The organism is Ochrobactrum teleogrylli, assembly GCF_037482325.1.
GTDB classification, from domain to species: Bacteria; Pseudomonadota; Alphaproteobacteria; order Rhizobiales; family Rhizobiaceae; genus Brucella; species Brucella teleogrylli.
Genome location: NZ_JBBHKQ010000002.1, coordinates 424,844 through 443,493 on the forward strand (window position 1 = coordinate 424,844; position 18,650 = coordinate 443,493).

An 18,650-nucleotide genomic window follows, 5' to 3' on the forward strand; every position below is an offset into this window, starting at 1 on the left:
GATCGGACACAAGCGTGAAGCGCGACGACAGAAGACAGGCGATCATAAATTTACTGATTGAAAATCAGTCCGTCGATCTTGACGATCTGTCGGATCGCTTTGCCGTGTCCAAAATGACAATCCATCGCGATCTGGATTCGCTGGAAGAATCTGGTGTTTTGCGCAAGGTTCGTGGCGGCGCGACAATGGATGCAGGCTCGCAATTCGAAAGCGATTTTCGATTTCGCGTGCGCCAGGACAATGAAGCCAAGCTTCAGATGGCCAGAGCGGCACTGGAACTGATCGAGCCGGGCATGACCGTCATGATCAATGACGGTTCCACGGCTGCGGTTCTGGGCGGGCTTTTTCCCGAAAAGCGGCCGCTGACCGTCATCACCAATAACGCGGTCATCATCGATGAGCTGAAAGGCGAAAGCGGGATCAATCTCATTGCTCTCGGCGGTGTTTTCTCGCCCAAGTTCAACGCTTTTTTCGGCCTGCTGACGGAAGAGGCACTGTCGCATCTGAGTGCCGACATCGCGTTCATTTCGACACCCGCCGTCAATGGCAGGCTCGTCTACCATATGGACGAAAATGTTGTGCGCACCAAACGCGCAATGACCGCTTCGGCGACACGCACCTGCCTTCTGGTCAATCATCAGCGCTTCGGGCGTCCCGCGTTACATGTCATGGCCGACCTCGCCGATTTCGATGCCATCATCACCGATACATCCCCTGGCCGCGAAATCACAGCCGAGCTGGAACAGGCTGGGATCAAACTGACAATAGCAGACTAGGAAAGAGCATTTGGGCATGGCCAGATTTTGGGTTGGAACGAGCTGGAAAATGAACAAGACGCTGGCGGAAGCGCGGGCCTTTGCCGACGCGCTGAAGGCCGCTGACGGCGAACGATCTGCTGATATTCAGCGTTTCATCATTCCACCGTTCACGGCTGTGCGCGAAGTGAAGGAAATCCTGTCCGACACATCCGTAAAGGTCGGCGCACAAAACATGCATTGGGCTGATAAAGGCGCATGGACCGGTGAAATTTCTCCGCTGATGCTCAAAGACTGCAATCTCGACATTGTGGAACTCGGCCATTCCGAGCGGCGCGAGCATTTCGGCGAGACCAACGAGACTGTTGGCCTCAAGGTTGAAGCTGCGGTGCGCCACGGGCTGATCCCGCTGATCTGCATCGGCGAGACCTTGGAGGACCGTGAAAGCGGTCGGGCGGCAGAGGTTCTCGCGGAAGAAGTGCGCGGCGCGCTGTCCAAATTGTCGGACGAGCAAAAGCAGGCCGAAATCCTGTTCGCTTATGAGCCCGTCTGGGCCATCGGCGAAAACGGCATTCCCGCTTCCGCCGACTATGCCGATGCCCGACAGGCAGAAATTATCGCCGTCGCTGAAGGCATTGTCGGTCGCCGCGTTCCCTGCCTTTACGGCGGCTCAGTCAATCCCGGCAACTGCGAAGAACTGATCGCCTGCCCGCATATTGATGGCCTCTTCATCGGACGCTCCGCCTGGAACGTCGAGGGCTATCTCGACATTCTGGCCAAATGCGCAGCCAAGATTCAAGTGAATTGAGAATTCAGACTAGTTAAGGAGTGAGATCATGAAAATTGCAGTAGCAGGAGACAGCGCTGGCGAAGGTCTGGCCAAGGTTCTCGCCGACCACCTCAAGGACCGTTTCGAGGTTTCGGAAATCTCGCGCACCGAGGCTGGCGCCGACGCGTTCTACGCCAATCTTTCCGACCGCGTTGCATCGGCTGTTCTGGACGGCACCTATGACCGCGCCATTCTCGTCTGTGGCACCGGTATCGGCGTCTGCATCGCGGCCAACAAGGTTCCCGGCATTCGCGCAGCGCTGACGCATGACACCTATTCGGCTGAACGCGCCGCCTTGTCGAACAACGCCCAGATCATCACCATGGGCGCGCGCGTGATCGGATCGGAAGTCGCCAAGACCATCGCCGATGCATTCCTCGCCCAGACCTTTGACGAAAACGGTCGCTCGGCTGGAAACGTGAACGCCATCAACGATGTCGACGCCAAGTACAACAAGTGCTGATTTATTCGTCAGAACACGACAAAAAAAGCGGACGGGAAACCGTCCGCTTTTATTTTTACAGCAAGCTAAAAGCTTAGCTGAATTTCGGATCGAGAGAACCATCAAGATAGCGCTTCGCCATATCGGCTAGCGGGATCGGACGGATCGAAGATGCATGTCCGGCGGTGCCGAACTGCTCGAAACGATCCTTGCAAAGCTTGGTCATCGCGGCCATCGCTGGCTTCAGATATTTGCGCGGGTCGAACTCGCTTGGGTCTTCCTGCAGGATGCGGCGGATCTGGCCGGTCATTGCCATGCGGTTATCCGTGTCGATATTGATCTTGCGCACACCGTGCTTGATGCCGCGCTGGATTTCCTCGACCGGCACACCCCAGGTCGGCTTCATCTTGCCGCCGAACTTGTTGATGATTTCCTGAAGGTCTTCCGGCACAGACGACGAACCATGCATGACAAGATGCGTGTTCGGCAGCTTGCGATGAATTTCTTCGATCACATTCATGGCCAGCACGGAACCGTCCGGCTTGCGGCTGAACTTATATGCGCCGTGCGAGGTGCCCATGGCAATTGCCAGTGCATCGACCTTGGTTTCGCGGACGAATTTCACCGCTTCATCCGGATCGGTCAGAAGCTGATCGTGCGAGAGCTTGCCTTCCGCGCCGTGGCCGTCTTCCGCATCACCCATGCCGGTTTCCAGCGAACCGAGAACACCCAGTTCACCTTCCACCGAAATACCGCCGAGATGCGACATTTCGCTGACGCGGCGGGTGACCGAGACGTTATAGTCCCAATCGGCAGGCGTCTTGCCGTCAGCTTTAAGCGAGCCGTCCATCATCACCGAGGTGAACCCGGCCTGGATGGCCGTCATGCAGGTAGCAGCTTCATTGCCGTGATCGAGATGGACGCAAACCGGAATATGCGGATAGATTTCCGTCACTGCATCCATCATGTGGCGGAGCATGATATCATTGGCATAAGAACGCGCACCGCGGGATGCCTGCAAGATAACCGGCGCATCGACGGCATTTGCCGCTTCCATGATCGCCAGCGCCTGCTCCATATTGTTGATGTTGAATGCCGGAACGCCATAGCCTTTTTCGGCTGCATGATCGAGCAATTGACGCAGTGTGATGCGTGCCATTTTTCAGTCTCCCTACCAGTCGCGGTCAGATGCGCTCACGCGCGTAATATTCACCCAGAACATCCACCTCTTCAGCAACGCCAAACACGAGCGCGCTTCGCTCATGGTAGGATTGCGGCAGAATATCAAGAATAGCGGTCGAACCGTTGGTTGCTTTTCCGCCTGCTTCCCGGCAAAGGAAAGCGATCGGATTTGCTTCATAAACGAGCCGCAGGCGGCCCTTTTCGTAGCCCGCACGGCGATCATCCACATAGAAGAAGAGGCCACCGCGCTGCATGATGCGATGCATGTCGCCAACGGCCGCGCCGAGCCAGCGCATGTTGAAATTGCGACCGCGCGGCCCGTCCTTACCGAGGAAGACGTCATTCACATAGGCCTGCATGCCCGCAGAAAGATGCCGCTGAACGGATGCATTGAACGCAATATCCGACGCGCGTTCCGGCAGAGTCACGTTGCGGCGCGTAATCTGGAATAGTTCGCTCGCCGGATCGAAGGTGGCGAAAATCACGCCATCGCCAACCGAAAAGCAGAGATCGACAGAATTGCCGTAGGATACATATCCTGCTGCAATCTGCCTGTTGCCCGGCTGCAGGAAGGGTTCGTCCGTATCAGCGGGGAAGAACGAGAAAATCGTGCCAAGCGGCGCGCCGAGACCAACATTGCCGGAACCGTCCAGCGGGTCGATGGCAACCGCAATCAGACCATCAGCCTTGCCTGCCACGGGCAGATCGGCTTCTTCCGATAAAACGGAGGCCGCACCCGCTTCGATCAGCAAATCAACAAACAGATTGTGCGAACCGACATCGATGCTTTTCTGCTGATCCTGATCGCTGTTGACGCCAACAAGCTTTCCCGGATCACCCGGCAACGAACCGCGTGCAATGCGCCCAGCGAGCCTGCTCGACCCCGCGAGAATGGCCTTGATCGCATTGGCTGTCGCCAGTCGCAGAACGTCTTGCCCTGCCCAGCCATCGAGATAGTCTCCAACGGTATCAGCCTCGACGCGGTCATTATCGCCAGCCAGAACCAGCGGCGCAAAATTGCCAGCCATTATTATTCACCTTGCTCCAGAAGAAATTTCGCCGAGCATCGACGCGGAAGCGCCGAAGCAGTTCGTGCCAATCACTTTCTCTCCGATGCAGTTTGCCAGTTGCAGCATGTCGGATAAGGGCGAGCCGAAATTCATGGCGGCAACCTCCTTGCCAATCACTGATTTTTTGCCTGCCGCACGCATATTCGTGAGAAAGGTCAGCAGGCCTGAGCCCACTAACATCATCCTGAGATATTAACAACGTGGCTATAACATTATAACGATTTAAATGTGATTTTGTGTGCAATTTTTTTATTTCGTGATCGTTGGCAATTAGCCATCTCCTTGTAATTACTATGTTTCGGCGACATAGCTCCTTTCCGGGGATTCCGGGCCGCATCGTGTTGCAAAGCGAGTCGCCGCCTCATTGCCCCGATACCGCCTTTGAAAGAAGTCATGTTCCATTCCATGCCTGAACATGCTTCCTGCCATTGCGAAACTGGCCGGTTGCCAGCATTGATATGCCTGCTATGAGTGGAGATACTGTTTCGAGACGGATGGCAGCTGAAGGCGCGCGCAATGTGCAAGGCACGGAAATGAACGAGAATTTCGGATCGCTGGATGACGAGCTGGAACGCGCGCGCGTTGCCTGGCTCTATTTTATCGGTGGGCAGACCCAGCAAGAAATTGCACAGCGGATGAACATCACCCGGCTCAAGGTCAACAAGATCATCGGGCATGTGCGCGAGTCGGGACAGGTGCAGGTCAACGTCAACCTGCCATTGACCGACTGCATTGAACTGGCTGAGAAGGTTGCGGCGCGATACGATCTGGTCGAGGCGGTCGTCGTGCCCGATCTCAACGATTATATCGAGCAGAAGCGGGTTATCGGCGAAGCCGCAGGCACAATGGCGTCGGAACTGATTGAAGGGCGCGACATGGGCGTCGGGATCGGCTCTGGCAGAACCTTGAGCTTTGCGGTTCGCAGGCTCCATCTGCGTCCCAAGCCCGAGAGCTGGGTTGTCGGATTAACTGGCGGCGTCACCAGCGGTTCAGCGACAAACACGTTCGAAGTGGCAACGGATTTTGCCCGCGCATTGGGCGTGGAATGTCACTACCTAACCGCGCCGATCTATTGCGCAAACCCGGAAAGCCGCAATGCGCTGCTGCTCAATGATGAGCTGACCGATGTTCTGGCCAGAACTGAGATTGCCGATATCGGGCTTGTTTCGTGCGGCCCGCTGACGCAAGAAACGTCGCTGACACATATCCGGGTTGTCAAAGATAATCTCGATACGGTGCTGAAACTTGGCGCAGTCGGAGAATTCATGGGCTGCTTTCTCGACGCTCGGGGACGACCGATCGAACATTTTCTCAATGATTCAATTATCGCCCTGCCGCCGGACAAGCTGAAACTCAAACCCGTCTCGGTTCTTGTTTCTGGTGGTCTCAATAAAATTCCAATCATCCGCGCCATTTTGCGCGGCGGCTATGTCAATCGCCTCGTCACCAATGAAGGCGTAGCCCGGGCTTTGTTGCAGGGGCCGCGTTAAGCAGCCCCAATAACAAGCAATTGCTTACTTCTTCGCGGATGCCTGCAAAGCTTCCGCCATGGCGCGCAGCGTCACAAATGTCGATGCTGCGCCGGGGTCGATATGGCCAACGGAACGCTCACCGAGTTTTGCGGAACGACCGCGACGCGATTCCATGGCAGCCGTCGATTGCATACCAGCCTCTGCACCCTTGCGGGCCGCAAGGAGGACATCCAGCGTCGAGCGGCCCTGCTTTGCGGCTTCCGCAGCGGCAGCCACAGCCGGAACCCATGCATCGATCATAGTCTTGTCGCCCGGCTCGGCGCGGCCACGATCACGAATGCCCTGACACGCCGCTGCCAGCCAATCGGCCATGCCCGCACCATCAAGATTCAACCGGTTGCTGACCGCAGTACCAGCGCGCAGGAATGCCGTCGCGTAGAGCGGCCCCGAGGATGCGCCCACTGCATCGAGAAACGCCTTGGCCATGCGCTTGCAGATGGCTTCGATGGTTTCGTCTTCCGGCGCGTCTTCCAGCGCGTGCTGCACTGCCTTCCAGCCGATTTCCATCGTGATGCCATGATCGCCGTCGCCGATAACGCCGTCCAGCTCCGATAGCCAGTTTTTCTCGGCGATGATTTGCTCGCCGACATTGGCCATCATGATCTTGAAAATGGCTGGCGTCACATCACCATCCTTGATCAACTCACGCGGCGCGTCGTGGGCAGGATCGCGAGTTTCTGCGGCATGCTCCACCTTATGGCTGCGACTGGCCAGACGCTCCTTGGGCTGCACGGCACCGACCGTCAGCGCAGGCGTGTGACACGGATGGTCGAGCAGCGCCTGTAATGTATCGTCGAGCTTCATCAGCGTAATGGAAGCGCCAGCCATTTCGAGCGATGTTGCGTATTCGCCCACCCAGGACGCATGGATGCTCACGCCCTTGCCATCCAGCAACTGCTTGACGCGGCGGAAAACCAGATAGAGCTCGATCTGCGATGTCGCGCCAAGTCCGTTGACCAGAACCGCAACCCGGTCTCCGCGCTTGAGGGCCAGTTCTTCCAGAATGGACGCCATCAATTCGTCGGTGACAGCATCGGCAGGCGCAAGTTTTTCGCGACGGATACCCGGCTCGCCATGCAGCCCCATGCCGATTTCCATATCCTCGTCGCCGATGGTGAAATTCGGTTTGCCGGTCTGTGGCAAGGAACATGGGCTCAGCGCAACACCCATCGAGCGGGTCGCGTCGTTCGCGGCCTGCGCCAGTGCTTCAACGCGCGCCAGAGGTTCACCGAGATCCGCGGCAGCGCCTGCAACCTTGAAGACGAAGAAATCACCCGCAATGCCGCGCCGTTCCGTCTTCCGGTCAAGCGGTGCGGAGGCCACGTCGTCGGCAACAGCCACATGACGCACATCCATTCCGCTTTGCGCCAGCTCTTCCGCTGCCATTGTGAAGTTGAGCACATCGCCGGTGTAATTGCCGTAAAGCATGAGAACGCCTACACCGCCATCTGCCGCGCGCGCCGCTTCAGCAATATGCGATGGCGATGGCGAGGCAAAAATATTGCCAACCGCTGCGGCATCGGCCAGTCCGCGTCCGACATAACCGGCGAAGGCAGGCTCATGTCCCGAGCCCCCACCCACAACGATACCAACCTTGCCGTCGCGGGGACCATCAACGGCCACCACGGCACGACCGGTCTCGCCTTCGACACGCAGCATATCCGGATGAGCGCCGACCATGCCTTCAATCAATTCCGCAATGATGTTTTCCGGCGCATTAATCAGCTTTTTGGTTCTGACCTGTTCATTCATGTTCGTATCTCTCATCAAACTTCAGCGGCGGATTTAGTTGGCATCGCGTCGCAGATAGCGGCGCGAGATTGCATCAAAGGAAATAGCGAGAACCACAATCGCACCGGACACAATCCCCTGCCAGTACGGCGAGACGCCAAACAGCACGATGACGTTTTCGATGATGGCGATGATACCTGCGCCAAGGATCGCTCCAATTGGGCTGCCGATGCCACCCGTGGTGGCGACACCACCAATGACAGAGGCTGCAATCGGGGCCAGAACCCAGCTATCGCCGATGGAGGGTTGCGCCGTTCCCAGACGCGCCACCATCAACACGCCAGCCAGTGCCGCAATGGCGCCCGCCACGACGAACACCAGAAGGCGTACCTTGTTGACGCGGATACCCAGCATACGCGCACCGTCGCGATTGTTGCCGATGGCATACATATAGCGACCGAACGGCGTTTTCAGCATTACGAAGGTTGCAACCAGAAGTGCGGCGATCATCACCAGAAACGGCACCGGAACGCCGAAGAGGTCGCCACGTCCCAAAAACTGTACCTCACGCGGTATGCCGGTAATCGCGACACCACGCGTCAGCACCAGATTAGCGCCGCCGAAAATACCCGCCGTACCGATGGTGAGAACCAGCGAATGCAAGCCAAGAACGGTGACCAGCAAGCCGTTAAGCAGGCCAAGACAAGCGCCGAGACACAGTGCCAACAGCATGGCGGTATAAGGCTCGATTCCCAATTTGACCATCAGGATGCCGGAGACGACGCCGCACAGTCCGCCGATGACGCCGAGCGACAGATCGAGTTCTCCCAACACCATGAGCATCGACTGGGCAATGGTGATGAGACCCACAAAGGCCAATCCGCGTGCGACGACGGAAAGATTATATGGCGTCAGGAAATAGGGCGAAATCACCGCCGACAGGACGAAAATCACCAGCAGGGCAAAGAAGACGCCTGCAAGCGGCGTGCGTATCAAGTTGGAAAGCGGTTTAGTTTGCATCGGCTTTTACCTCTGTTCCAAAGATCGCGCCTACGAGTGTTTCATTGTTGGTTTCGGTGGCGTCGTATTCGCCGGTAATGCGCCCGTTGTGCATGGTGATGATACGGCTTGCGCATTTCTTGAGTTCGTTCAGTTCCGAGGAAACCAGGATGACGCCCACGCCTTCCTCGGCCAGATTCTTCATGATCCGATAGATTTCGGTTTTGGTGCGGATATCGATGCCCTTGGTCGGTTCATCGAAGATCAGCACGCGCGGCCGCGTTGCCATGGCGCGCCCGATAATCGCCTTTTGCTGATTACCGCCTGAAAGTTGCGATATGCGCTTGCCCATGCCGGAGGTGCGAATACCGTAATCGTCAATGATTTTTTGAACAATGTTACGTTCGCGGCGGTCATTGATGCCGAGCGAGCCGCTGGTCAGTGAAAGCACCGACAGACCGATATTCTCGCGCAGCGACAACAGCGGAAAAATTCCGTGATGCTTGCGCTCTTCCGACAGATAAAGCATGCCGCCGGCCACGGAACGCGACGTGTCGTTCAATGCCCAATCCTTGCCTTCGACCGTCACGCTTCCGGCGCGCGCCTTGAGAAATCCGAAGATGGTTTGCATGACTTCCGAACGCCCAGCGCCGACCAGTCCGGCAAAACCGAGAATTTCGCCCTTACGCAGATCGAAGCTGACGTCTTCAAATCGCGGGCCCGAAAGTCCACGAACTTCCATGATCGGCGCGCCGATCTCGCCCGTCGGTCGGAAATGCTCGTCCAGCGCGAGATCGCGACCAGACATGGCGCGGATGAGATCCGCCTCCGTCACGTCGCTGATCTTGCCGCTCTCAATCTTTGTGCCATTGCGAAGGACCGTGTAATCATCACCGATCTGGAAGACTTCATCCATCTTGTGACTGATGAAGACAATCGCATGGTCACGATCGAGCAGGCTTCGAATAACCTTGAAAACGCGCTCCACCTCGACACGCGTCAGTGACGATGTCGGTTCGTCCAGAATGAGAACCTTCATCTGAGAATTGGTGCAGGCCCGCGCAATTTGCAAAAGCTGCTGGTCGGATACCGATATATTGGCAACCAGCTGATGCGGATGCGCTTCGATACCGAATCGGTCGAGATATGTCTTGGCCTCTTCCATCAACGCCGTGCGATTGACCAAAAAACCGCCATGACCTGTCCGGCTGAATGGCATGAACAGGTTTTCGGCTACGCTCATCTGCGGAAACAGAGTCAGTTCCTGCGGGACATAGGCCACATTCTTATAGAGCGTCGGATCGGACGCAGGATCGCGCCCATCGATCAGAACCTGACCGCGCGATGCGTGATCGGTCCCGGTCAGAATTTTCACGAGGGTGGATTTACCCGCGCCGTTCTCGCCAGCAAGAATATGGGTGCGTCCGAGCTCAATCTGGAGATCGACCCCATCCAGAGCGGTCACACCGGGAAAATCCCTGCCGAGGCCGCGCGTTTCAAGATAAGCCATAGAGGGACATCCTGGACAGCATTGGACAAAGGAAGCGCGGAGAAAACCCCGCGCTCCTGTAGCGTGATCGGTGGGATTAGTTACCCACGTTTTCCTTGGTCAGGAATGCGTTGCCGGTATCGATATAGCCCGGCACCGGAGCGCCGGTTGCCTGGGCCCAGAGCACCATGACCGACCAGTAGCCCTGCAATTCCGGCTGCGATGCCGAAGAACTGTCAGCAACGCCGTTGCGGATCATGTCGAGCATTTCCGGCAGGTTATCGAGACCGACGAGCGTGACCTTGCCCTGCTTGCCAGCTTCGACAATAGCCTGACCGATGCCGATCGGACCTGCGGCATCCGATGCGACCCAGCCCTTCAGATTTGGGTTGGCCTGCATGATTGCGGCTGCCTGCTGCTGAGCGGTTTCGATGCTGTCATTGTCGATGCCTTCAGCAACAACCTTGATTCCCGGATGCTCGGCGAATACCTGACGATGGCAATCGGCGCGGATGGAGTGATTAGGCGCCGTCGGCACGCCCATCATGATCGCGACTTCGCCTTCACCGCCAAGCACCTCGACCAGACGGCGCGCGGCGATCTTTGCCTGCTCGCAGAAGTCGGAACCGATATGAGTAATAGCCATGCCTTCCGGCGGCACGGAATCGAACAGGACGAGGGGAATCTTCTGTCCCTGCGCTTCTTCGAGGGATGCCCGATTGCCAGACGGGTCGAGCAGATCCAGCGCCAGACCGTCAGGACGGGTTGCCAGCGCACTGTCGATGATCTGGTTTTGCTGTACGACATCCGCGCTCTGCGGAGCGGAATAAACGATTTCAACATTCGCGCCAGTCTGCGCCTTGAGCGCTGCTGCGGCCTGCTGCGCGCCATCATTCACCTTGTCGAACCAGGGATGAACGACCTTCGGCACGATAACGAAGCGATAGCTATCCTTCTTCGTCGTTCCCGGCACATCCTGCGCGATTGCGACAGTCGGCAATGCAAAGGCGGCAAGCGCCAGCAAAGTAGCGAATTTTTTCATTAGATTCCTCCCTAAGCAAAATCAGGCCAGGCAACCTCACCTGCCCGCAAATCGATGTGCGAAACGCCATGAATTTCGCTCCGCACATTAAGATCTTTGGCACATTTACAACTGTATTTTTAAAATTACAAGAGTTTAATCCCGTTGTTCACGGTGGTCCACATCGTCTCGGCTCGATGAGACCGCTTTACGGTGTGATGTTCACCGCATTCGCGGAAAAGCCTGATGGTTCCGATAAGATTGACCCAAACTGATTCAGCCACATGCTGCACGGAGGTCTGGAGGGCGCTCAGTCCATTGGTCCGGCCAAAGTCGGCGACAAGACTCGGCTGGACACACTTGTCCCGGCCATTGACGCCTCCGTTGAAGCGGCCGAAAGGGGCCGCGATTCCACAATCAATCTCGTGGCCAAAGTCGGCAGAGCAAGCCGCCTTGGCGAAAGATCCTTGGGGGCGTGAGATGCAGGAGCGACCTCATGCGCAATTATCTTGAAAGAGTTGTCGCTGAGCACCCGCGAACGTTTGGACTAACCGTGATCCAATGAGCGGAGGGACTCTCTCATGGCGCTGGCAATGCTGAAAGAATACAAGTTGCCGCTGCCAATCACATCGCGGATCGACAGCGGCTTTATCACAGTTCGGGTTTTCAGGACCGGCTAAAACGACCCTATTACCACTTCACGCGCAGGCCCACCTGTCCCTTGACAGAATAGCTGTCGCCAAAGTTATTCAGGCTGGTGTTCACCAGACCTTCGCCATAGATCGAATACTTATCATCATCCCAGTTATAGGTTCCGCCGATCCCCAGACCGCCCCATACACGGTCATTACGGCTGGCGAAGCTTACCCCCTGGACATCGACCCTGGTTCCCTCAAGGAACTCATAATAGAGATTGGCGATGCCGTAGACGTGGGTGCGATTGAGCAAGCCCTTGTCATTCTGCCATGAGTTCTCATGGTCAAGCGTCAGGCCGAGACGGCCCTGCAGGCTTTCACCCCGGTCGAGGCTGACACGTGCGCCGAATGCATCGGTGAACGCATCAAAGTCGACATTGGAATAGACCAGCTGAGCCTGTGGTGTGACGGACCATACAGGATCGATGGCTATGCGCTTGCCGCCTTCCAGCGACAGCGTATAACCGAAGCCGTCATTGCCATCGGCAAGATTCCTGCGGGCAAGAATAGAGTCGAGATCGCTCGTGTACCAGGTCACCTGGCCCTGACCATCCAGATAGAAGCCATTCTCGCCATACCAGGTCAGCGTGCCGCCAAAGCCATACCCGTCCGTCTTGATCTCACCATCGCCATAAACAGAATTGGTGTCGGTTTTGCCATGGGCGTAATGGACTGTGACGCCACCGATCAGCTTGCCGCTTTCCGTTTCAGTCAACAGCCCATCAATCCCGGCCTGAAGTTTGAAGACGTTCTGGTCGTAATCGGTGCCAGAGGTCGAGAAACGCGGTTCGATGCTGTTATGGGCGCCTTCGATGCGGCCCCATACACCATTGCCTTCAATCGCAACACCAGCTTCTTCGGGAGCGGCATAAGGTGTGCCGACCGGATCGGCGCCCTGCGCGACGACCTTGTTGCCATTACCGGCCCAGAAACGATTGCCAACGCGCTGCTGCAAGGTGGGCACGCCGTTCAGGCCAAGCAATGCCTGCGGGTAGGCTTCATAGGTCGGAACACCGGCCTGATAGAGCGGCGCAGTCGGCGTTGTTGATGGATTGGATACATCGGTCAATTGCGAACGCAAATACCAGTTGCCATCAGTCGGCGTTGAAGCGCCACCCTGATAGAGCTGATAGGCATAGGCGCCCGCAACGACCGCCTGCTTGCCACCAACCGTATAATCGCCGATGAGCGAGAACGAGCCATTGGAAGCGCCGTTCACTTTGATGATACGGATACCTTCATTGGTCTGCGCGCCGGTTCCACCGACATTGTTGACGCTAACATTCGTCGTGCCCGATGTATCGCCATTGACGATGATCATATCCGTCTTGGAGTTGTCATCACCGAGCGCAACATCGAACAGCATCTGTCCGCCATTGCCGTTGTAATTTCCACCGATGATCACAACATCGCCCACGGCATTATCGACCGTGGTGATGGTTCCGGCATTGGTCACATCGCCGCTGAACGCGTAAACCCCGGCTCCGTCGCCCGTACCGACAAAAGTCGAGCGTGAATCAATCGTCATATTGCCGTCGAAGTCGAGCGACGCCATGCCGTCAAGCGTAGAACCACTGTTCAGGAACACACCGGTTGTTCCTTCATCCGGTTCACCGACATGCCATGCACCATTATCAATGGACAGATTGGCACCGTCCAGCTTGACGATTTCCCAATTGGTGATCTTGCCGCCATTCGTGGTCGCAGTCACACCCTTGAGCGTGAGCGTATCGATCATGCCATCGGCGACGGAGGTGTCATCGCCACCGTCAAGCACCTGCGACCCATCATAGGTCGATGCACTCACTGTTGCGATATCGGAACCGTCCTGACCGTAGAAACCACCAGTCAGTTTGCCACCCGTCCAGTTGAACGTATCATTGCCTTCATGGTTGGCGATACCATCATTGCTCTGAGGGTCGTCCCTGTCATCGCCGTAAATATTACCGGCATAGCTTCCACCAGCCAGATTGAAGGTGTCGTTGCCAAGGCCAAGGATCGCATCACCGGTTATAGTGCCAGCACTGTTGACGATGACATTGCCGCCGACCGTATCCGACGCGGTCGGATTACCAGTAACACCGCCATCCCGAATGGCGATCCCGGATGTTGCCTTGACTGTTGCCGAAGCTGCAATATCGATGGTCGAACCGTTTGCTGCTATCGTCTGGATACCCGCGCCCGCACCGCCGGCCACTGTACCAACGACGCTGACCAACGTCGCGCCGGAGCCCTGATTCCAAGCCAGAATACCAGTTCTGCCAGTAATTGAACCCGCAGTCTGTTGTACAGTCAGGTCGGTGGCGCTGCTGCCATTGGTTGCATGGACACCGGAACCACCGGAAGCAGTCACAATGCCGGATAATGTAACTGTCGTCGAACCGGTTCCCATATTGTTCGCGAAAACACCATGTTCACCGCCTTTTACCGTTCCCGATGTCTGGTTGACGATGATATTTTTCGCAGTGCTCTTATTCACAGCATAAAGACCAGCCACTTCGATGGCCGTGACATCGCCGGAACTGACGATCGTCGTAGAACCAGTCCCTTCATTATTGGCATACATGCCGTACCAATTGCCGGAGATTGATCCCCCTGTCTGCATAAGGACAATATCCGTCGCAGATGCTCCATTGTAGCCATAGACACCATAGGTGTCACTATTAAACGCACCAGTCTGGGTCTGGTTTACAATCCCGGCGGTCGTTATCGATATAGCGCCGGCGCCCCAATTATCGGCGCGAATGCCATGCGTATAACCGGTAATCGTGCTACCGGCTGCTTGGGTGATGGTGATGTCTGTCGCGGTCGTCCGGTTGTTCGCCCAGACACCGTTATCGCCCGCGCCTTTCACGTCACCTGTGACTTTGATCACCGTTGATCCAATACCGTTGTTAACAGTGTAAATCCCATCCGTCGCACCGGTGATCGTTCCGACTGTCTGCACAACGCTGATGTCTGTCGCGGCACCCTCGTTTGCCGCCCATACGCCGCTTCCACTCGCGCCGTTCACATCACCAGCGACGGTGATCATCGTTACCCCGGTTCCATAATGGGATGTATGAATCCCATCCTTCGCACTAGTGATGGTTCCCGCTGTCTGGCTGATGGTCAGATCTGTTGTATCGCTGTAATTATCGATGGAGATGCCGTGGTTGGCTGTGCCGGTCACGGTACCCGAGGTTGTAACACTAGTGGAACCCGCGCCAGCGTTGGCGATATAAATAGCATCAGTGCCGGTTATGCTGCCATTCGACGTGATCGAGACGTCGCCTGAAACATCATTGTAGACATCAATGCTGCGGCCACCAGAGGACGTGATGGAAGAAGCATTCTGGTCCGTTATGCTTATTCCGCCACTTGAGTCGACGATAAGGGCCGGGTCGGCGCCGGTCGAAAGGCCAAATCCCGGCTGCGTGACAATCGTTATATGCGGAGAGGATGAGATACCAACCGATGGATCACTTCCGGTGCCAGAAGCAGGGCCAGAACAGGTCCAGGTCCCAGAACCCGATGGGACGCAGTTACCTGCCAAGGATGGCGACGACCAAACAAAGAGTGATGCAAACACAGCCGCTGAAACGGCTGCTAAAGCAGATAGAGACAGCGCAAAACTTGCTTCACAAGGCGCTATTCCGCCAACGATGCCCTTATACTTACCCACTCGGCCACCACGGATGAGCACGCTACGTGCATTCAGATTTGCATCAAAAGTACCAAAGGAATTCTCAGACCCATGCGATGGGCGATTCACCAAAGATGCTGTAGGTGCGATCATTCACAGTCCCCCTTTAGCTTCATAATTCCACCCCGATTGAAGCCGAAGAACGCTTTTTCAGCACAGCCATTCTCCCCGATTTGGGCCGCCCCAATGGTCGTCTCAAATTCCAAATTTCTGTATATTTCTAAAATATAATCAACTGTGGAAGCAGGAGGTGTAACCGTTAATAGCTCGGCTTTTTAGTACATTTTTTGTTAATAAATACAAACGCCTTAATTTTAGATACTTCTTAAATACTATTTTGATAATGTGCTTAGCATCACCTAAATCGCGAGCGACGCCCGTCCCCGGACTGACTTCTATGATCGCCCGTCAAAAGGGGGCCTACCCCCGCACCACTGAAAGCTTGTTGCGTTCGAGGCTTTGGTGGCGGAGACAATGAAGTATATTTCCCTGCCAAATTCGAAGAGATGAGTGTTATTTAAAAATAATTATATAAAGCTCATAAATATATGAGATATTTCAACCATCAACATCGAAAAATAACGGGAAAATTTCAGCTATGTCGCATATATATGTTAAATTAGAAAAAAATTCCAATAAACAACGCCCGATTGATCCATTGAACTAATTGAATGATCAATCCGAGAACGCTCGTTCGATAAGGGCTGGTGGTCATATTTCAACATCGAGCCGCTGTGATTCCTGTAACTCTATTGGCGGGCAATTAGCCACCGCCAATCGCCCTATCACGCTCGTAAATGCAAGCAAGCCGGTAAATCGGAGAGAAAAGTTTGCCTGATCTCGACAAGACGGATCGTCGTATATTGACGGTCCTGCAATCTGAAGGTCGTATCACCAATAGTGACCTTGCCCATCGGCTTGGCATTCCGCAAACGTCCATGAGCGACCGCTTCCGCCGTCTCCAGCGCGACGGTTTTATTACTGGGTTCGGTTGCAGACTCGATCCGGCTCTGATCGGCTTCGATTTGCTGGTGTTCATTGAAGTCCTGCTGGATAAAACAACTCCGGATGTGTTCGAGAAATTTGCAAGCGCTGTGCGACTTGCGCCGGAAGTGCTGGAGTGCCACATGGTTGCTGGCGGCTTCGACTATCTGGTCAAGACGAGGCTGCCGAATATGGCGTCCTATCGGCGCTTTCTGGGGGAGATTGTCCTCGCCTGGCCGGGCGTTTGTGAAACGCGCACTTATGCCGTTATGGAAGAGATCAAAAACGACGGCGCGCTGTCGCTGTTTCTTTGATCAAATGTGAAAAGGGGCCAAAGCCCCTTCTCCGATAAATAGGTCAGCTGTCTGGAAAGTATGTTTCAGGCACCCGTTTCTATCTCTGCACCGAGATAGAGCTTTCGCATGGCAGGATCGTCAAGCAGGTCGTTCTGCTCAACCATCAGAATGCACATGTTTTCGCTGTCGCGGATCGAAGCAATCGCGTCGACGAGCAATAGATTTGCGTAAGATTCACAAATACCAGACCCGCCAATGTGATTAACATTGAAAACCCGCTCGGTGCCATCTCTTCTTTCATTACTGCTTCGCAACGGTGCGGACGAATAGAAGGCAGTGTCGTTCTCCTGCACGTCTGCAAGACAATGTATGGATGCGATGTCCAAGCGCGAGGAACAGGCTACCCAGACTTTGGTAGTATAAGCGCTTTCATTGAAGTCCGGGCATTGGCAATCCGCCGGGATGCATCTACATTCACTTTAAACAGCAACGGATAGTTGCGCCGATTCAAGAGAAAGGTCAGTGCATAAGCATTTCATTGCAGTGACTGAATAATATCGCATCAGATTACCCGAAGCGCCCGAAGAGGCGTGGGGAACTAAATTCATAATGCGGGCTCGCCCGTCGCAACATAGTCTGGGAGGACACTATGATAAAGCTTATCGCCACTCTGGCGACAACACTCGCTATTTCCACTGCGGCTTTCACCGCGCACGCACAAAATTATCCGGAACGAACGATCACTATGGTCGTGCCATTCGCTGCCGGTGGACCGACAGACACGGTGACGCGACTTGTCGCGGAATCGATGTCCAAGGATCTTGGACAACAGGTCATTGTCGAAAATGTCGGCGGCGCAGGTGGAACACTTGGCGCAGGCCGTGTCGCAACCGCCGATCCGGATGGTTATACGCTGCTGCTGCACCATATTGGCATGGCCACAAGCGCCACGCTCTATCGCAAGCTCGCCTATGACACGCTGAATGCCTTTGAATATGTCGGCCTTGTCACGGAAGTTCCGATGACCATTGTTTCGCGCAAGGATCTTGAACCCACCGATCTCAAGGGACTGATCGATTACGCCAAGGCCAACAAGGACACCGTGACAGTGGCCAATGCCGGTATCGGCGCAGCATCGCATCTTTGCGGCATGCTTTTCATGAGCGCGATTGAAACTCCGCTCGTCACAGTTCCTTACAAGGGAACGGGCCCGGCTATGACCGATCTGCTCGGCGGTCAGGTGGACATCATGTGCGATCAGACGACCAACACGACGAAGCAGATTCAGGCCGGCACGATCAAGGCTTATGCTGTGACATCCCCTGAACGTCTGGACGTGTTGAAAGACCTTCCGACAACCAAGGAAGCTGGTCTGGACGGTATGGAAGTTGGTATCTGGCACGGCATTTATGCACCCAAGGGAACTCCGACTGACATTACCGAGCGACTGTCGAAATCGCTTCAACTGGCCCTGAAGGATCAGAATGTGGTTGCCCGTTTCGCGGAACTGGGCACGAAGCCGTCATCGGACTCCGATGCAACCCCAGCCGCATTGAAGGCCAAGCTCGAGTCCGAAGTCGCGCGGTGGAAGCCGGTCATCGAAGCTGCCGGGCAATACGCAGACTGACCATAGGGCAAATACTAGAGGCGCGTCTTTTAACGCGCCTCTAGTGGATTGAATTTGACGTTTGAATCCCGGCTGACATAGATGCTGTTTCAAACGTCAAATTCGAAAAATCCACTAGATACACATACTTGCTAGTGGTCTTTTTGATTCCAACATTTGCTCAGCGCGTGAACCAACGGATGCAAATGTTGGAATCAGACCACTAGTATCGTTTCCCGCATCTGCGCGTTAAAACCGCAGCCACCGGGATAAAGGACAGACTTCACATGCCGAACCACCGGCATAGCCCTTTCAACGGCAAATCCGAAAGATG

The 18,650-nt window shown here is 55.5% G+C and carries 15 protein-coding genes and 1 pseudogene; 7 read left to right on the top strand and 9 right to left on the bottom strand.

The genetic code is table 11. The annotated features are described in order from the left end of the window. Window positions 1–14 precede the first annotated feature (14 nt). The 3 genes from WIX40_RS19575 to derI are packed head-to-tail and all read left to right on the top strand — an operon-like array spanning window position 15 to window position 2,047. A complete protein-coding gene (locus WIX40_RS19575) occupies window positions 15–776 on the top strand; it encodes a DeoR/GlpR family DNA-binding transcription regulator (protein ID WP_109365864.1) in 762 nt (253 codons plus the stop codon). 16 nt (window positions 777–792) lie between these two features. Then, a complete protein-coding gene (locus WIX40_RS19580; protein WP_124916037.1) occupies window positions 793–1,563 on the top strand; it encodes a triose-phosphate isomerase in 771 nt (256 codons plus the stop codon). 28 nt (window positions 1,564–1,591) lie between these two features. Further along, entirely contained in the window at window positions 1,592–2,047 is a 456-nt protein-coding gene (gene derI, locus WIX40_RS19585) for a D-erythrulose-4-phosphate isomerase (RefSeq protein WP_109365862.1), read from the top strand. Window positions 2,048–2,120: 73 nt separating this feature from the next. Here the strand turns inward: derI and fba are convergent, their stop codons facing one another. The 3 genes from fba to WIX40_RS19600 are packed head-to-tail and all read right to left on the bottom strand — an operon-like array spanning window position 2,121 to window position 4,452. After that, the gene (gene fba / locus WIX40_RS19590; RefSeq protein ID WP_109365861.1) at window positions 2,121–3,185 is read right to left on the bottom strand and encodes a class II fructose-bisphosphate aldolase; all 1,065 of its coding nucleotides are present in this window, start codon (window positions 3,183–3,185) and stop codon (window positions 2,121–2,123) included. A 25-nt stretch (window positions 3,186–3,210) separates the two neighbouring features. Then, a complete protein-coding gene (locus tag WIX40_RS19595; protein WP_124916038.1) occupies window positions 3,211–4,242 on the bottom strand; it encodes a class 1 fructose-bisphosphatase in 1,032 nt (343 codons plus the stop codon). Continuing rightward, window positions 4,243–4,452 carry a hypothetical protein gene (locus WIX40_RS19600; protein ID WP_121538964.1) on the bottom strand — a complete coding sequence of 70 codons (210 nt, stop codon included), beginning with the start codon at window positions 4,450–4,452 and terminating at the stop codon, window positions 4,243–4,245. Between the two features lie 320 nt (window positions 4,453–4,772). On the opposite strand from WIX40_RS19600, the gene WIX40_RS19605 reads away from it, so the two are divergent. After that, on the top strand, window positions 4,773–5,768 hold the full coding sequence (locus tag WIX40_RS19605) for a sugar-binding transcriptional regulator (protein ID WP_339441572.1): 996 nt from the start codon (window positions 4,773–4,775) through the stop codon (window positions 5,766–5,768). Window positions 5,769–5,792: 24 nt separating this feature from the next. On the opposite strand, the gene dhaL is transcribed toward WIX40_RS19605, so the two are convergent. From dhaL to WIX40_RS19625, 4 genes are all read right to left on the bottom strand, one after another. Continuing rightward, window positions 5,793–7,577, bottom strand: coding sequence for a dihydroxyacetone kinase subunit DhaL (gene dhaL / locus WIX40_RS19610; protein WP_339441573.1), 1,785 nt, complete (start codon window positions 7,575–7,577; stop codon window positions 5,793–5,795). Window positions 7,578–7,595: 18 nt separating this feature from the next. After that, entirely contained in the window at window positions 7,596–8,561 is a 966-nt protein-coding gene (locus WIX40_RS19615; protein WP_339441574.1) for an ABC transporter permease, read from the bottom strand. Continuing rightward, window positions 8,551–10,050, bottom strand: coding sequence for a sugar ABC transporter ATP-binding protein (locus tag WIX40_RS19620; protein WP_140025748.1), 1,500 nt, complete (start codon window positions 10,048–10,050; stop codon window positions 8,551–8,553). The genes WIX40_RS19615 and WIX40_RS19620 overlap by 11 nt, the downstream gene beginning before the upstream one ends. A gap of 76 nt (window positions 10,051–10,126) precedes the next feature. Continuing rightward, on the bottom strand, window positions 10,127–11,071 hold the full coding sequence (locus WIX40_RS19625; RefSeq protein WP_339441576.1) for a substrate-binding domain-containing protein: 945 nt from the start codon (window positions 11,069–11,071) through the stop codon (window positions 10,127–10,129). 170 nt (window positions 11,072–11,241) lie between these two features. Between WIX40_RS19625 and WIX40_RS19630 the strand changes: the two are divergent. Further along, window positions 11,242–11,601: pseudogene (locus WIX40_RS19630) on the top strand (dihydroxyacetone kinase subunit L); the annotation flags it as partial. Window positions 11,602–11,740: 139 nt separating this feature from the next. Here WIX40_RS19630 and WIX40_RS19635 read toward each other — a convergent pair. Further along, window positions 11,741–15,523: an autotransporter outer membrane beta-barrel domain-containing protein gene (locus WIX40_RS19635; RefSeq protein ID WP_371834159.1), complete on the bottom strand. Its 3,783-nt coding sequence runs from the start codon at window positions 15,521–15,523 to the stop codon at window positions 11,741–11,743. A 737-nt stretch (window positions 15,524–16,260) separates the two neighbouring features. Here WIX40_RS19635 and WIX40_RS19640 point away from each other — a divergent pair. Continuing rightward, on the top strand, window positions 16,261–16,728 hold the full coding sequence (locus WIX40_RS19640) for an Lrp/AsnC ligand binding domain-containing protein (protein ID WP_339441579.1): 468 nt from the start codon (window positions 16,261–16,263) through the stop codon (window positions 16,726–16,728). 65 nt (window positions 16,729–16,793) lie between these two features. Here WIX40_RS19640 and WIX40_RS19645 read toward each other — a convergent pair whose 3' ends face one another. Continuing rightward, window positions 16,794–17,063 carry a hypothetical protein gene (locus WIX40_RS19645; protein WP_339441581.1) on the bottom strand — a complete coding sequence of 90 codons (270 nt, stop codon included), beginning with the start codon at window positions 17,061–17,063 and terminating at the stop codon, window positions 16,794–16,796. Window positions 17,064–17,359: 296 nt separating this feature from the next. Between WIX40_RS19645 and WIX40_RS19650 the strand changes: the two genes are divergently transcribed. Continuing rightward, entirely contained in the window at window positions 17,360–18,337 is a 978-nt protein-coding gene (locus tag WIX40_RS19650) for a tripartite tricarboxylate transporter substrate-binding protein (RefSeq protein ID WP_339441582.1), read from the top strand. The last annotated feature ends 313 nt before the right edge of the window (window positions 18,338–18,650 follow it).

Bases quoted from the DNA above. Each gene is read 5' to 3' on its own strand.
- WIX40_RS19580 (WP_124916037.1), top strand. From the start codon at position 793: ATGGCCAGATTTTGGGTTGGAACGAGCTGGAAAATGAACAAGACGCTG.
- derI (WP_109365862.1), top strand. From the start codon at position 1,592: ATGAAAATTGCAGTAGCAGGAGACAGCGCTGGCGAAGGTCTGGCCAAG.
- fba (WP_109365861.1), bottom strand. From the start codon at position 3,185: ATGGCACGCATCACACTGCGTCAATTGCTCGATCATGCAGCCGAAAAA.
- WIX40_RS19605 (WP_339441572.1), top strand. From the start codon at position 4,773: ATGGCAGCTGAAGGCGCGCGCAATGTGCAAGGCACGGAAATGAACGAG.
- dhaL (WP_339441573.1), bottom strand. From the start codon at position 7,577: ATGAGAGATACGAACATGAATGAACAGGTCAGAACCAAAAAGCTGATT.
- WIX40_RS19615 (WP_339441574.1), bottom strand. From the start codon at position 8,561: ATGCAAACTAAACCGCTTTCCAACTTGATACGCACGCCGCTTGCAGGC.
- WIX40_RS19620 (WP_140025748.1), bottom strand. From the start codon at position 10,050: ATGGCTTATCTTGAAACGCGCGGCCTCGGCAGGGATTTTCCCGGTGTG.
- WIX40_RS19625 (WP_339441576.1), bottom strand. From the start codon at position 11,071: ATGAAAAAATTCGCTACTTTGCTGGCGCTTGCCGCCTTTGCATTGCCG.
- WIX40_RS19635 (WP_371834159.1), bottom strand. From the start codon at position 15,523: ATGATCGCACCTACAGCATCTTTGGTGAATCGCCCATCGCATGGGTCT.
- WIX40_RS19650 (WP_339441582.1), top strand. From the start codon at position 17,360: ATGATAAAGCTTATCGCCACTCTGGCGACAACACTCGCTATTTCCACT.